Source organism: Photobacterium sp. TY1-4, from assembly GCF_025398175.1.
Taxonomy (GTDB): Bacteria; Pseudomonadota; Gammaproteobacteria; order Enterobacterales; family Vibrionaceae; genus Photobacterium.
Genome location: NZ_CP099735.1, coordinates 704,553 through 718,408 on the forward strand (window position 1 = coordinate 704,553; position 13,856 = coordinate 718,408).

13 protein-coding genes are annotated in these 13,856 nt (G+C 53.1%); 4 read left to right on the forward strand and 9 right to left on the reverse strand.

All coding sequences use genetic code 11. The features are described from left to right. Nucleotides 1-31: 31 nt before the first annotated feature. Entirely contained in the window at nt 32-1,054 is a 1,023-nt protein-coding gene (locus NH461_RS19890) for an ABC transporter permease (RefSeq protein ID WP_261604332.1), read from the forward strand. A 208-nt stretch (nt 1,055-1,262) separates the two neighbouring features. Next, nucleotides 1,263-2,435 (forward strand): Gfo/Idh/MocA family protein, encoded by a 1,173-nt coding sequence (locus NH461_RS19895; RefSeq protein WP_261604333.1) that lies wholly within the window; start codon nt 1,263-1,265, stop codon nt 2,433-2,435. A 146-nt stretch (nt 2,436-2,581) separates the two neighbouring features. On the opposite strand, the gene NH461_RS19900 is transcribed toward NH461_RS19895, so the two are convergent. The 3 genes from NH461_RS19900 to NH461_RS19910 all read right to left on the reverse strand — a co-directional run bounded on the left by NH461_RS19900 (nt 2,582) and on the right by NH461_RS19910 (nt 4,748). Continuing rightward, nucleotides 2,582-3,121 carry an HIT family protein gene (locus tag NH461_RS19900; RefSeq protein WP_261604334.1) on the reverse strand — a complete coding sequence of 180 codons (540 nt, stop codon included), beginning with the start codon at nt 3,119-3,121 and terminating at the stop codon, nt 2,582-2,584. 93 nt (nt 3,122-3,214) lie between these two features. Further along, nucleotides 3,215-3,700, reverse strand: a complete 486-nt coding sequence (locus tag NH461_RS19905; RefSeq protein ID WP_261604335.1) for a GNAT family N-acetyltransferase — start codon at nt 3,698-3,700, stop codon at nt 3,215-3,217. Nucleotides 3,701-3,908: 208 nt separating this feature from the next. Then, the gene (locus tag NH461_RS19910) at nt 3,909-4,748 is read right to left on the reverse strand and encodes a MurR/RpiR family transcriptional regulator (protein ID WP_261604336.1); all 840 of its coding nucleotides are present in this window, start codon (nt 4,746-4,748) and stop codon (nt 3,909-3,911) included. 451 nt (nt 4,749-5,199) lie between these two features. On the opposite strand from NH461_RS19910, the gene NH461_RS19915 reads away from it, so the two are divergent. After that, nucleotides 5,200-6,066 carry a MurR/RpiR family transcriptional regulator gene (locus NH461_RS19915; protein ID WP_261604337.1) on the forward strand — a complete coding sequence of 289 codons (867 nt, stop codon included), beginning with the start codon at nt 5,200-5,202 and terminating at the stop codon, nt 6,064-6,066. On the opposite strand, the gene NH461_RS19920 is transcribed toward NH461_RS19915, so the two are convergent. The 4 genes from NH461_RS19920 to iolG form a co-directional block, all read right to left on the reverse strand. Further along, nucleotides 6,057-6,782 (reverse strand): exonuclease domain-containing protein, encoded by a 726-nt coding sequence (locus NH461_RS19920; RefSeq protein ID WP_261604338.1) that lies wholly within the window; start codon nt 6,780-6,782, stop codon nt 6,057-6,059. The genes NH461_RS19915 and NH461_RS19920 overlap by 10 nt on opposite strands. Next, complete coding sequence (locus NH461_RS19925; RefSeq protein WP_261604339.1) at nt 6,779-8,641, reverse strand: DUF294 nucleotidyltransferase-like domain-containing protein; 1,863 nt, start codon at nt 8,639-8,641, stop codon at nt 6,779-6,781. Before NH461_RS19925 ends, NH461_RS19920 begins: the two co-directional genes overlap by 4 nt. Nucleotides 8,642-8,788: 147 nt before the next feature. Continuing rightward, nucleotides 8,789-10,477 carry a solute:sodium symporter family transporter gene (locus NH461_RS19930; protein ID WP_261604340.1) on the reverse strand — a complete coding sequence of 563 codons (1,689 nt, stop codon included), beginning with the start codon at nt 10,475-10,477 and terminating at the stop codon, nt 8,789-8,791. A 111-nt stretch (nt 10,478-10,588) separates the two neighbouring features. Continuing rightward, nucleotides 10,589-11,575: an inositol 2-dehydrogenase gene (gene iolG / locus NH461_RS19935; protein ID WP_261604341.1), complete on the reverse strand. Its 987-nt coding sequence runs from the start codon at nt 11,573-11,575 to the stop codon at nt 10,589-10,591. Between iolG and NH461_RS19940 the strand changes: the two genes are divergently transcribed. Continuing rightward, the gene (locus tag NH461_RS19940; RefSeq protein ID WP_261604342.1) at nt 11,574-11,810 is read left to right on the forward strand and encodes a hypothetical protein; all 237 of its coding nucleotides are present in this window, start codon (nt 11,574-11,576) and stop codon (nt 11,808-11,810) included. The two genes, iolG and NH461_RS19940, sit on opposite strands and share 2 nt — an antisense overlap. A 282-nt stretch (nt 11,811-12,092) precedes the next feature. Here the strand turns inward: NH461_RS19940 and NH461_RS19945 are convergent, their stop codons facing one another. Continuing rightward, the gene (locus NH461_RS19945) at nt 12,093-12,851 is read right to left on the reverse strand and encodes a sulfite exporter TauE/SafE family protein (RefSeq protein WP_261604343.1); all 759 of its coding nucleotides are present in this window, start codon (nt 12,849-12,851) and stop codon (nt 12,093-12,095) included. 86 nt (nt 12,852-12,937) lie between these two features. Continuing rightward, nucleotides 12,938-13,828, reverse strand: coding sequence for a myo-inosose-2 dehydratase (iolE, locus tag NH461_RS19950; protein ID WP_261604344.1), 891 nt, complete (start codon nt 13,826-13,828; stop codon nt 12,938-12,940). Nucleotides 13,829-13,856: the final 28 nt, after the last annotated feature.

Sequence of the window (13,856 nt, forward strand, 5' to 3'; positions counted from 1 at the left end):
CCCGGTCATCTTCCTGCACAAGGAAAGAATTATGATTGCGAAAATCATGGCTGCCACCACTGATGGCAAGGCAGCACAGAGCCAGCGCTACAGTCGCTGGATGTCGAAATATGCGATTTATATGGTCTTTGTCGCCATGTGTATCGTGATGTCAATTCTCTCCCCGGTCTTCCTGACCGTGGCGAACCTGCTCAATGTTCTGACCCAGATGGCCAGTATCGGTCTGCTGGCACTCGGGGTAACCATCATCATTATTACCCGGGGCATTGATCTTTCCTCAGGCTCGGTACTCGCCGTGGCTGCGGTGGTCTCCGCCAGTATGGCGCAAAGCCTCGACTGGGGCATGCGGATGTATCCGAACTTACCGGAGCTGCCGGTGATCGTACCGATCCTAGCGGCGCTGGCGGTCGGTGCCCTGTGCGGTTATATCAACGGCGCCTTAATTGCCTATACCGGGATCCCACCGTTTATCGCCACCCTGGGGATGATGATTATTGCCCGTGGCGCGGCCCTGCTCTATTCCGATGGTCGACCGGTCAGCAGCCTGATTGAATCATACCAGTGGATTGGTCAGGGGAGCGTGCTCGGCCTGCCGGTGCCGGTGCTGATCTTTATCGTGATGGCCGTGGTCTCTTACATCCTGCTCAACTATACACGCTTCGGCAAATACGCCTACGCCATCGGCGGCAACGAAACAGCAGCTTATGTCTCGGGGATCAACGTGAAAAAATACAAGATCCTGGTCTACACCTACGCCGGTGTACTGGCCGGGATCGCCGCACTGATCCTGGCCGCGCGGATCAACTCCGGTCAACCGGGACTGGGCGTGATGTATGAGCTGGATGCCATTGCGGCCGCCACTGTCGGCGGCGTCTCTCATGCCGGCGGGATTGGCACGATTCAGGGCACCATCATCGGCACCATGATCATGGGTGTGCTACAAAACGGGCTGGATTTGCTCAATGTCTCGGCTTACTGGCAGCAGATGGTCAAAGGGCTGGTGATTGTGGTTGCCGTTATCTTTGATATGAAGCGCCACAAGAAAAGCGCTTGATCTTCCCTTCATGACTTTCGAGAGCGGCATGGCGCCGCTCTTTTTTATTCCAAAATCACAAAATGCGAAATATATATTTCAAATTAAGTTTGAGTTGGACTATATTGTTCACATCATGTTCAACGTGGTTCTAACCCCATTTCGGGTAGCAGCGACAACAAAAAAACACCTAATTGCGACTGGCCCCATTTTTTACGGAGATTTAATTATGTTTCATGAAGAACGTCGATTCGAACAACCCATTCGCTGGGGCATGGTCGGGGGTGGCCGGGGCAGCCAGATTGGCTACTCGCACCGCAACGCCGCACAGCGAGATGGCTTGTTCAGCTTGGTGGCCGGCGCTTTTGACCTGAATGCGGACCGCTGCCGCGATTTTGGCGTCAATATCGGCCTGGACGGCGAACGCTGCTATCCGAACTATCAGGCGATGTTCGAAGCCGAAGCACAGCGCGAAGACGGCATTCAGGCCGTATCCATTGCCACCCCGAACGCCACCCATTACGAAATCTGCAAAGCTGCATTGCGTGCCGGTTTGCACGTGGTGTGTGAAAAACCGATCACTTTTACCACCGTAGAAGCCGAGGAGCTGAAAGCGCTAGCTGCAGAGAAGCAGCGCGTGATTGGTGTGATGTACGGTTATACCGGCTTCCCGATGATCCACCAGGCCCGTGAAATGGTCGCCCGAGGCGATCTCGGTGAGATCCGCGTCGTCAACATGCAGTTTGCCCATGGCTTCCATAACGAAGCCTTTGAGGAAAAAGAGCCCGGCCTGAAATGGCGCGTCAGCCCTGAAGTCTCCGGCCCGACGTATGTGATCGGCGATATCGGCACCCACGCATTTTACCTGTGTGAAATGATCACCGGCATGCAAGTGAGCCGCCTGTCCTGTATGCGCCAGAGTTTTATTCCGTCCCGCGCCCCGCTCGAAGACAACGCTCATGTCATGATGGAGTTTGAAGGTGGCGCCGTCGGGACACTGTGGGCATCTGCGGTCAATGCCGGTTCGATGCACCAGCAGAAAATCCGGATTGTCGGCTCGAAAGCCTCCATCGAATGGTGGGATGAGCATCCGAACCAACTGCGGTTTGAAATTCAGGGAGAGCCGCCACGAATCCTGGATCGCGGCATGGGCTACCTGTATCAGGAAATTGAGGGCGTTGCCGCCAGCCACATTGGTGGCGGCCATGCCGAAGGTTATTTCGAGTCCTGGGCTAACCTGTATCATCGCTTTGCCCTGGTGTTTGATGCAATGAATCGCGGCGATGAGGAAACGGCAGCCAGCATCTGGATCCCGGGGATTGATGCCGGGATCAATGGCGTACGCCTGTGCGAGAAATGTGTCGAATCCGCCGATAGCCACTCCGCCTGGGTCGACTTCTAACCTGCCCTTCTACTCAAATTAATACCCTGTGAGCAGGCTGCCGTTCCCCCAAACATCGCGGTCTGTTCACACTTTAGCCGTACCCGACCGCGCGACGACTTGACGATGACCGCATAACTCACCGTGTAGAGAATGGCAACGATAGCTTAGTCCGCACACGCTCGAATATGGGCTGCGATTTGACTCAGCTCCGCATCATCTGCCCGCTGGTAATCATGGGATGATAAGTGGCCTTCATATTGTTCATAGAACTTATCAATATTTGATTCAACCAGTTGGAACTCAGAATCATTGCCCGTGCCATGCATCGGCGATAACTTGCTGTGAAGGTGATCAACGCCATATCCCTCAAAGAACATGCCGGTCCTTGCAACCCCATCAAATGCTTTATCGAGCAGTAAAGCGACTTGCTTGGTTGCTAGAATAAGCTTTGATAAGACTTCATCCGGTTGTTCAAAAGCGTAGCTGGAATAATGTGCCTTTGGGATCACAACCGTAAACCCTTTGGTATTGGGAAATATCGACAGAAAAGCCAGGTGTTCTTCATCTTCCCAGACTTTATGGCACGGCGCTTTACCAGAAACAATGTCACAAAATATACAACTCATCCCTCTTTCTCCCTGTGCTGTCATCAATAACGAAGGCTTACCCTTGGTAAGGTTCTTCCGTTGTTCGGCCTTGAACATCGCCGGGTTTGCATTTTATCCACGTTGTTAATGTATAAAATGAATGAAAAGAGCCCTCATTAGGCTTTTTCACATTGAATCAGGGCCCGTGTTTCAGATTACTTCTGTGAGATGACTTTCATCCAAAACCATTGGAATATCAATCATTCCTCCTCGGTTTCTAATGCCATTCATCCGAGAAAAACCAAAATTCAAATAGACTTTCTCTGCATTAAGCGCTGAATTGACCGTAAACCGCCCCTTATTTCCGTTTGAAACCGCCTCTGATTTTGCAATTTCCCAAAGCTGTTTCGCTAATCCCTGCCCTTGATAATGATCACTGACAAAAAGATGATACAAATGCGTCAGCTCACGAACACCAACAACGCCAACCACCCCATCATCACGATTTAATGCCACGTGATATTGATAATTTTCTGACAGGTACTTTTTGATATTGCTGCCTGACATTGAGTCCAACAGAATGGGATGAACGGACTCATCACAGGTCGGACAAACATATTTTTGAGTCAAAGGCACGATCAAGTGACTAATGCGATTGGCATCGGCTAACGTCGCTTTTCTGATAACGAACATCATGCTTTCTCCGACGGGCTCAGAATGATTTGGATTTCAATCACGTTTGATACAGTATCCAATGTGAAGGTTATGAAGGCAAGATATTGATCAATAAACAATAATGATCAAATTGCAATCATAACCTCCTCTTGGTTCATCAAGCACAAGATACAAAAACGCCTGACTCAGCCAGGCGTTTTTAAGTACTTGGTTACGGATTCCCCCCGACTCAGGATTTCTTGTTTTCATCCTGCCGGAACGCCAACGAGACCGCCAGGGTTTGAGCCAGGCACAACGATGCGGCCTGGGAGCGGAATGCATCGACCTGGGCTTCTTTGACCACGAAACAGACATCACTGAATGAGGCCAGCGGGCTGATCTGGCTATCCGTGATAATCACCTGCTTGGTGCCGGTTTGCGCCGCCACTTCACTCAGCATCACGGTTTCTTTGGCATAGGGTGAAAAGCTGACCGCAATCACCGCATCTTTCGGGCCTATCATACTGATCTGCTCTTTGAACATCCCCCCCAACCCGTCAATCAGAAACGCCCGACGGTTCAGATGGCGCAGCGCATACGTCAGGTAGGAAGCGACACTGAACGAGCGCCCCAGACCAATCAGATAAATGCTTTCGGCCTGATTGAGAATATCGATCGCCGCATCAAGTTTTTCCGGCTCGGTTTGTGCCGCCAGCTGCTGCATGGCCTGGGCATTCGCACGGGAAAACGCCTGCAGAATATCAATCGGCTGCTCCGGCGGCGCAGCGTCATCATCCAGCTCTTTGAGCAAGCGGATCCGATCGGTATAGTTGGCCGTCTCTTCCAGCAAGTTTTGCCGGAACAGCTGTTTCATTTCATTAAAGCCACTGAAACCGAAGGCATTGGCGAACCGGATCAGCGTCGAGGGCGGGACTTCCGCATGCTGAGCAATCACTGCGACCGTATCGAAGGCCACACTGTTATTGTTATCAAGCACATAGCCTGCAACTTGTTGTAATCGCTTGCTGAGACCATCGTATTTTTCACGAATTTGATCCTGTAGCTCAGTCAGGCTGTTTGCGGCATTCATATCAAGCTCCCCATAGGCATACCGACGCCATTGTATTCACTTTTCCCGACAAGATGAAATGCTTTTTCCAGATGTAGCCCACAAATAATGCAAACATTCAAGTTGGGCATCCGGATTTTAGCGACCATTCTTCCCGGGTATGCTTCATTCGTATTGCACCATCTAACTATTTGATCTCTCAGTACATCTATCGGTTTATCCCAATCAAAGTAAGTCAGTGATCAGACCTGGCCCTGAATGATGCGCAGAAAAATAGCTAACATCATGAAAAAATTCACCTTTTAAACAGTCGATTCAACAACAGGGAAACTTGGTGGCGCCTGTCCACGCTGTAACGTTTGGAGAACGTACAATAAGAACCGTGACATAAAATGGAATCTTCGTTTCATAAATTGCGCAAATATGAGAATTAAGCGAGAATATCGAAATAAAAATTTCAATTGGTATCACCATGAACCCAATTACCAACGTCAGTCAGTTCCAACAGGATGTACGACAACGCTACCCGACCCTCAGCAAGCGCCTTCAGCAAGTGGCTGGCTATGTGCTTGATAACCCCAACAGCGTCGCCTTTGATACCGTTGCTGCCATTGCCAAAGCTGCAGCAGTGCCCCCGTCAACCCTGATCCGCTTCGCCAGTGCGTTTGAGTACAACGGATTTAACGAGATCAAACAGATCTTTCAAATGCATTTGGTCGAAGAGACGTCCAGTTACACCGAGCGTGCCAGCCTGTTCCGGCAACTCGAGGGCGATCAAGCGGTCAAGGAGCGACCGGAGCATATTCTGTACGAGTTTACCCACGCCAATGCCATGGCGATGGAGCGGCTGGCCAACCAGATCCAGCCTGACATGCTGCGGCGAGCGGTGACCCTGCTCAATCAGGCCAACCATATTTACATTGTCGGACTGGGCCGCTCATTCGGCATTGCCTCGTATCTGACCTATGCCCTGCGCCACCTGGATCGCAAAGCCTCACTGGTTGATGGCAGCGGCGGGATGTTCAAAGAGCAGATCAGCATGGTTGGTCCGGAGGATGTGGTGATTGCGATCAGCTACTCGCCCTATGCGGAAGAGACCCTGATCACCAGTCAGATTGCAGCCGCCAAAGGCGCACAGCAAATCGTGCTGACTGACAGTCAAATCAGCCCACTGGCTTCTCTCAGTGATATCTGCTTTGTGGTCAAAGAAGCCCAGGTTGATGCGTTTCGCTCGCTGTCGGCGACTCAGTGTCTGGTTCAAACCTTAGCGGTTGCCCTGATTTTCGAGCAGTCGGGCCCGCACCAACAACCCCAACCGCCCGCAGCCTCTCAGGCGTAACCTTTCAACGACCGTTGGACCAAAGGCCCCAGCACCGGGGTTTTCCCGGCAAAGATTTCCCGGATCAGCACCAACAATAATTCTCCGGTCGCCACTGCATCAGCCAGCGCATTGTGCGCCAGATACGGTGGTAACCCTTTCTGCTCGCGAATATGACACAACCTGAGGTCCGGGTTCATTTTGCCGCGGTTAGCCGACAGCGACCGCTCCAGCATCAGGGTATCGAGCCAAACCAGCGGCAACGGCGCATCGGGAGCCAGTTGGAAGGCACGGCGCAGGAAACCTTGCTCAATCGCCGCCCCGTGGGCCACCACAACTTTTCCGGCCAGGGCGGCAATAATTTTCTCGACACAAGTCTGCTCGGTCATTCCGCCCGCCAGGGTTTCCGGCACAATATGATTAATCACCGCGGTTTCCGGTTTCACCGCATCCGCTGCCAGCAGGTAATAGTGCTGACCGGAAGACAGCGACAGGATTTGCTGGCGGATTTCAACCATCCCGACCGACAAGATAGCGTCGGTTTCCGGGTCCAGCCCCGAGGTTTCAAAATCCAGCACCACCAAATCCAGCGCTTCCAGCGGGGTGTCCGGCGCCGGGACAGGCGCTTGGAATATCGGCTTGAGATGGGTTGCCAGCGTGCCTTTGCCACATTCTGCCTGACGCTGCTTTTCGAGCTGTTCCAGCGGATGAAAGGATTGAAATAACCGCTTGATCATCGTAACACTCCCCTAGCATGAAACCGCTGCTGTGCCGCTTCCTGATAGCGGGCAATAATCCGGAACGCATCTTTGAGATGGTTGCGTTCAAACTGGGTCAACAGCGCCGGCGCAATGGTATGACTTGCCGTTTCACCGCGCTGCATGGCGATCCGCTGATGGCGAAAACGCACCTGATTAATAAAACTAAACGCTTCCAGGAGCTCCTGCCGGCTGGCCGGGCTGATCACCCCACCGTCAACGGCAGCCTGGAGCCGTTTGCTCATCTCCGTCTCCCGGCTCTCCGCCGCCAAAGCATAAATCCGTGCCAAGTCGACCAGCAGACTAAGCGCCTGTTTCTTGATGTTAAACACACTGCGATTCTCACCATCTTTGGCCAGCACAAATTGGCGGAACATCCCCAGCGGCGGAGACACCCGCAACGAGTTCGCGACCAGAATCGCCAGGAAACGCCGATTGCCCCGGATATATGTCGTCAGCTTGTGCTTCAGTATGTCGACCAGTTCGGCCTGACCATAGAGAAAACGCACATCGAGAAACACCGAAATGTCCAGCAAGGCCTGCGGCTCGGGGTGAACAATCCATTCGCGGTAATACGCCAGCCACTGCTCCAGGGAGACACACCAGCGCGGGTTAGTTGCCATCATATGCCCCGGGCAAAGGCTGTAGCCGCATTCCGCCAGACCATAACAAACGAACTCAGCCAGACGGCGGAAATAATCTTTCTCTTCCGGATCAGGCTCGCGGGCCAGGATCAGTCCGTTGTCCTGATCGGAAAAACCATGAATTTCATTGCGCGCCTGGGAGCCGGCCACAAACCAGGCATAAGGCATGGGTGCAGCACCCAGCGCTTGCTCGCCCAGTTGCAGCAGCCGTTTATTAAATGCATCGGCCACCAACGCCATTAATTGTTGCACCGAACGCGCATGCATCCCCGTTTCGACCAGCGTCTCAAACACAGCCTGGCGTTGCGGCAGCAATGCCTTGAGTTGCGCCAGTGACTCCTGACGATAGATCCGATTGATTAAAAACACCGCCTGGACCTGACTTTTCTCCACCAGGCTGGTCGCGGTCAGCACGCCGGTGACTTCGCCCTGCTCAATCACCGGCAAACTACGGACGTTATGCAGCATCATGGCTTCAATGGCCTCGATCAATGATGACTGACCGTCAATGACCTGGGGATCCCGGGTCATCACCACCTCGACCGGCTCGGTCGTTGCAATGCCTTCGGCGATCACCCGCTTGGTCATATCCCGATCGGTGACGATCCCAACCAGCTGTTCGCCAGCCATCACCAGGGCACTGGAGCGATGCTGCGCGACCATAGCCTGTGCAACGTCACGGATTGGGGTCGATGCCGACACCAGGGCCAGATTGCGATTGGTGACTTCACTGACCGGACGCAAGTACATGGCTTCATCCGCCGCTTCAGCCATGGCCGCCGTGCTGGCCAGCCGCACCGATTCCTGGGCTGCAAAGTGATCCCGAACCGCCGGGATCTCTTCAATCAGCTGCATCAACACTTGTTTGGGGATCCGGTAAAGCAGCGTATTTTCAAGCGCGGTCAGGGTGTAATCACACGCCCCGTTTCTGTGGAGCTGACTGAAGCCGAACAGGTCGCCGTCCGCCAGCCGGGCCCGCAACGAACGATCCGGGTTGCACTGCTCTACCGCTCCGAGCCGGACAATAAACAAGCCCTGGCCGACAATCTTATGACCGTCCAGGGCTTCGCCTTTCATCAGGTAAAGAATGTCCACCGAAGACGCCAGGGCATTGCGCGCTTCAGCGGTGAGGTGGTCGAAGGGATCAACCGTCGACAGATAATCAAAAATATTGGGTAAAAGTGACTGTTCCATAGTATGTCCAAACGTCGTATACCCAAGTCACCTCGCGTCGGATCTTAAGAGAAGAAACACCGATTGAAGGTCACTTGGGTATAACCCCGGTGTATCAGACCGGGGTTACGTTCTAATGATGTTTTGCCTGTGCTGTGCCGACTCTGGTTAAGTACGGGCAACCATCCGCGGGCTTTTCATCAGCTCACGACCAATCGACCAGAACACATAGGCCAGGGCGACGGAAGCCAGAATGTAATACCCACTCATCAGCCAACCCGGAACGTTCTGGGCCAAGAAGATATACATAGAAACCGAGCCCAGGGTGATCAACACAGAAACCGGCAGCGACATCGACCAGGGCTTGATATCAACCTGTTCGGTATACACTTCTTCATAAGCTTGTTGCGGATAGAAGTAACCGACAATCAGCATAAAGAGCACGTTGATCACAAACAGCAGGCCGACCAGGTGGAAGAAGTGAATATCGATCTTCACCACAAAGTTAAACAGAATGTAAGCAGACATCCCGAACACCAAGCCCAACTTAGCCGCGATAGCGGGAACGCGTTTGGTCAGCAGCCCGACCAGCACCACACTGAGGATCGGCGAGTTGAAAATCCCCTGTAATTGCTGGATCAGGTAGAACAGACCATCCGGCGCATTGGCCACCAACGGCGCGACAATCATCGACACCAGCGCCAGCCCCAGACCGAGAAATTTACCCAATTTCACCGTTTCCGCCTCGGTCGCATCCGGTTTCAGCGACTTCTTGAAGATATTGACCGTAAACAGGGTCACCGAGGAGTTCAGGCCGCCACTGAAGGTGGAGAACACAGCGCCAACGACCACAGCGGCGAAAAAGCCCACCAGCACTTCCGGCAACACGAGTTGGACCAGGTTTGGATAGGCATGATCCGGGTTATCGATTTGTCCCTGGAACACGTGGAAGGCAATGATGCCCGGCAAAATGATGATCAGGGGGATCATCAGTTTAAAGAAGGCGCACAGCAGCACCCCTTTCTGCCCTTCCGCCAGGTTTTTCGCGCCCAGCGCTTTTTGCACGATCGACTGGTTGGTACACCAGAAAAACATGTTGGAAATGATCAGGCCGGTAAACAAGGTCGAGAACGGCACCAGCGAGTCCTGATCGCCGATAGAGTTAAACTTCTCCGGGTGGCTCTGATATACCTCAACCAATCCGGACCAGACGTTGCCGTCGCCGACGTAAGCCAGCGCAAACAGGGTCACCATCAAACCGCCGACAATCAAACCGACCCCGTTCATGGTATCCGCCACGGCAATCGCTTTGATACCGCCAAAGACGGCGTACAGCGCGCCCATTCCGCCGACACCCCAGACCATGATCCACATAGCCGTGTCTTTATCGACATTAAACACATGCGAGACCTGGAACAGGCTCTCCAACGCGATGGCACCGGTATAGAGTACAATCGGCAACAGCGAAATCACATACATCCCCAGGAACAGGATGGAAGTGATGGTGAGGGTTTGTTTATCAAAACGGCGCTCCAGATATTCCGGGATCGTCGAGATCCCCAACTTCAGGTAGCGCGGCAAAAAGAAGATGGCAAACAGCACAATGGTCATCGCCGCCATGACTTCCCAGGCCATGACGATAAAGCCGGTTCGAAAAGACAGGCCGTTCAAACCAACCAGGTGTTCGGTCGATAAATTCATCAGCAACATGGATCCGCCGATATACACCCCGGTCAGCGATCGCCCGCCGAGAAAATAACCTTCCGCGGAATCCGTGAGATGGGCATTGCGGGTTTTATAGTAAGCAAACCCTGCCACAAACAGGGTAAATCCCATAAACGAGAGAAAAGCAAGCATGATACCTCCAAGCTTGTATAACACGCTTTTCCAAAGCCAAAGTCCGTTGGCACTGGTGTGATTGGATCTGAATTGAAAAGTGCGGGCTGCCTGTGCAGCCCGCGAAGCAGGTTATAACTTGATTTCTTTACCGCTCAGCATGGATTCAATGGCCTTGTCTGCCAGCAGCAGCGCTTGTTCACCATCGTTGCCGTTACACTCCGGCTCAGCGCGGCCAGCCAGCACATCAACAAAGTGCGACCATTCTGCTTTATAGGCCGCTTCGTAGCGCTGCAGGAAAAAGTGCTCAGGTTTCGCAGCCACGCAGCCTGCCTCTCCCCACTGCTCTACCGCATTCTCATGAATATTTTTCGCAGTCAGCAGACCTTTCTCCCCGTGCAGCTCGATGCGCTGATCATAGCCATAACCGGAACGGCGGCTGTTGGAGATGGTGGCCATCGCACCGGACGGAAACTTCATCACCACAAAAGCGGTATCAATATCACCGGCCTCACCAATGGCCGGATCCACCAGGTTGCTGCCCTGGGCATATACAGACACCGGATCTTCACCCATGATGAAACGGGCCATATCGAAATCGTGGATGGTCATATCGCGGAACATACCGCCGGACACTTTGACGTACTCTGCCGGTGGTGGCGACGGATCGCGGGAGGTGATCAGTAAAGATTCAGCTTTACCGATACTGCCGGCACTGAGCATTTCACGCACCTTGCGGAACTGCGGATCATAGCGGCGGTTAAAACCGACAAACAACGGCACCTGGTGTTGCTGAACGATTGCCAGGCAACTGCGCACCCGCTCAATATCCAAGTGCACCGGCTTTTCACAGAAAATGGCCTTTCCGGCTTTGGCGGCCAGCTCAATCAGCTCCGCATGTGTATCCGTTGCTGAGGCTATCAGCACGCCGTGTACATTCGGATCTGCCAGCGCTTCTTCCGTCGTTTGCTGCTTGGCGCCATATTTCTCAGCCAGTGCTGCAGTCCCGGGTGAAAACGGGTCAATCACTGAATAAAGCTGCGTTTCCTTGTGATCGGCAATATTGACAGCATGAACCTGGCCGATTCGACCGGCGCCGAACAGTGCAATGTTGTACATGACTACTCCTTATAAACAGAACCCAGTTTGTCTCGTTCGTTTCATCCTTGCTGTATCCGCCTTGACGGTTCCTGTTTCAGGATCGCTTCAAGCCTTGAGAGCGCAAGCAAGTGATGACTCAGTTGATAAAAAGAATATACCAATTGGAAATTTTTATTTCATCAAAAATAAAAACGAAACATTCATTTTTGCTTGCCAGGTAACATTATTCCGTAGAAAGGGAGTGAACCTGTAAAAATCAAGGATGCTGTTCACACCTTTAATCACTAAACATTCGATTAACTCGATGAATAAAGCGTTTTCAAAGCCACCCATTTAAACCAGATGCATATTGACCACAAGGTCCATTGCGGCCAAGAAGACAATGGAACACAACACGCCCTGAAAACAAAATAACCATTTCATCTATTGAAACCCCGTTTATTTTTCAGCCGCGTCATTCCATTGATTCAGATTCATCTGCTGGCCTGGATAGCACGGAACAGCCGTCAGCATGACGACTTTGTCCGGCGCGTCCTCATCCGGCCAGGCCATCGACCAGTAACTTGCACCCGGAGAGAAATAAGAACAGGTAACACAAGCGATAGACCCAATCCTGGCTGACCCGGTGCAACAACCACACCCCGGTTTTCACCCCAATTGGAGCCAGGGGCATCAACACCAGCGCCGTCATCAGATTCATACTGTCAAATTTCCCCAACAGCGTAAAAGGGACCAGCTTGGCGAGGTTCACTAGGCCAAAAAGCACCGCCATGGTGGCAATCAGGGTGACCTTCTCCAGTTTTAAAGGCAGCAGATAAATACTGGCAGGCCCGCCACCGGCATGGATTGTGGTGCTGGAAAAGCCGCTGAGCAGGCTCCAGAACCAAGCTCTGACCTGACTGAGCCCTCCTCCCGCAGGTGGTTCGGGTGCTTCCCGGCTCATCCAATATTGCAGGCAGAAAAACAGCGACAAGCCGCCTATCAGCAGCTTCAATACTGATTCAGGCGCCACACCCATCAGCAGACCGGCCAACCCCACACCCACCAGAGATCCCGGTAACATCAGCTTCAGTTGCTCTCGGTCGGCATGACGGTAATGCTGGCGAACGGCAAAGAAATCCATCGCACAGAGGATCGGCATCATGATCGCAGCCGCCTGAACGGGCGATACACTCAGTGCCATCAGCGGCACCGCAATAATACCGAGCGCCCCGCCAAGCCCGCCTTTGCCGATACCATAGATCAACACAGCCGGGACCGCAGTGACATAAAACCAGGGATCCGTCACGATCATGTTTATCCTTCCTTTCGATGTGCTAAAGCGAAAAAAAAAAAAGCGCCATCCGGCGCTTTTTGAACTCAATCTTTGGATCATCCGGCTTACAACAGCCCGGCGTCCTTGGCGAACTGGTGGAGGTTGTTGTAACCCAGCGTCGCGTAGGTCAGCGGATTTGCCACAGCCGGATCCTGCTCGGCTTCCACCACCAGCCAACCGCTATAGTTGTGTTCTTTCAGAACTTTGAACACAGCCGGGTAGTCGATGAAACCATCGCCCGGAACGGTGTAAACACCATTGAGCACGGAATCGAGGAAACTCAGCTTACGGTTTTTAACATCGGCCAGCACATCCGGACGAATGTCCTTACAGTGAACGTGATTGATCCGATCGGCCCAGCGCTGGGCGACGGCCACCGGATCGGCTCCGGCATACGTCAGGTGGCCGGTATCAAGCAGCAGACCGACTTCCGGCCCGGTATGTTGCATCAGGTTGTCAACATCCGCCGCGGTTTCAATCACGGTGCCCATGTGATGGTGATAGGCAATCTGCACGCCCTGACTTTGGGTATAGCGGGCAAATTCAGTGAGCTTGCGACCGTACTCTTCCCAGCGCTCCGCCGGGAATTGCGGACGCAGATGGACCGGCGTGTCCTGCGCGCCGTGGATACAGTCGGTGACTTCGCAAGCCACCATTACGGTCGCACCCAGTTCACGCAGCAAGGTCAAGTGGCCCTGTACGGCTTCAATTTCTTCTTCAACAGAGCGTGTCAGCAGCTCCAGCGAATACCAGCCAGAGACCAGCTGCAGATCGTGACCGGCCAGGATCGGACCGAGGACGCTGGCTTCACGCGGAAACTTATTGCCCAGCTCAAATCCGGCAAAACCCGCCAGCTTGCCCTCCGTCAGGCACGTTTCCAGCGGCGTTTCCGCGCCAAGCGTCGGTAAATCATCATTGGTCCAGGTCAGAGGGTTGATTCCAAGTTGAACAGCCATGGTGAAACTCCTTTATTTCGATTTGATG

Bases quoted from the DNA above. Each gene is read 5' to 3' on its own strand.
- NH461_RS19890 (WP_261604332.1), top strand. From the start codon at position 32: ATGATTGCGAAAATCATGGCTGCCACCACTGATGGCAAGGCAGCACAG.
- NH461_RS19895 (WP_261604333.1), top strand. From the start codon at position 1,263: ATGTTTCATGAAGAACGTCGATTCGAACAACCCATTCGCTGGGGCATG.
- NH461_RS19900 (WP_261604334.1), bottom strand. From the start codon at position 3,121: ATGTTCAAGGCCGAACAACGGAAGAACCTTACCAAGGGTAAGCCTTCG.
- NH461_RS19905 (WP_261604335.1), bottom strand. From the start codon at position 3,700: ATGATGTTCGTTATCAGAAAAGCGACGTTAGCCGATGCCAATCGCATT.
- NH461_RS19910 (WP_261604336.1), bottom strand. From the start codon at position 4,748: ATGAATGCCGCAAACAGCCTGACTGAGCTACAGGATCAAATTCGTGAA.
- NH461_RS19915 (WP_261604337.1), top strand. From the start codon at position 5,200: ATGAACCCAATTACCAACGTCAGTCAGTTCCAACAGGATGTACGACAA.
- NH461_RS19920 (WP_261604338.1), bottom strand. From the start codon at position 6,782: ATGATCAAGCGGTTATTTCAATCCTTTCATCCGCTGGAACAGCTCGAA.
- NH461_RS19925 (WP_261604339.1), bottom strand. From the start codon at position 8,641: ATGGAACAGTCACTTTTACCCAATATTTTTGATTATCTGTCGACGGTT.
- NH461_RS19930 (WP_261604340.1), bottom strand. From the start codon at position 10,477: ATGCTTGCTTTTCTCTCGTTTATGGGATTTACCCTGTTTGTGGCAGGG.
- NH461_RS19940 (WP_261604342.1), top strand. From the start codon at position 11,574: ATGACTACTCCTTATAAACAGAACCCAGTTTGTCTCGTTCGTTTCATC.
- iolG (WP_261604341.1), bottom strand. From the start codon at position 11,575: ATGTACAACATTGCACTGTTCGGCGCCGGTCGAATCGGCCAGGTTCAT.
- NH461_RS19945 (WP_261604343.1), bottom strand. From the start codon at position 12,851: ATGATCGTGACGGATCCCTGGTTTTATGTCACTGCGGTCCCGGCTGTG.
- iolE (WP_261604344.1), bottom strand. From the start codon at position 13,828: ATGGCTGTTCAACTTGGAATCAACCCTCTGACCTGGACCAATGATGAT.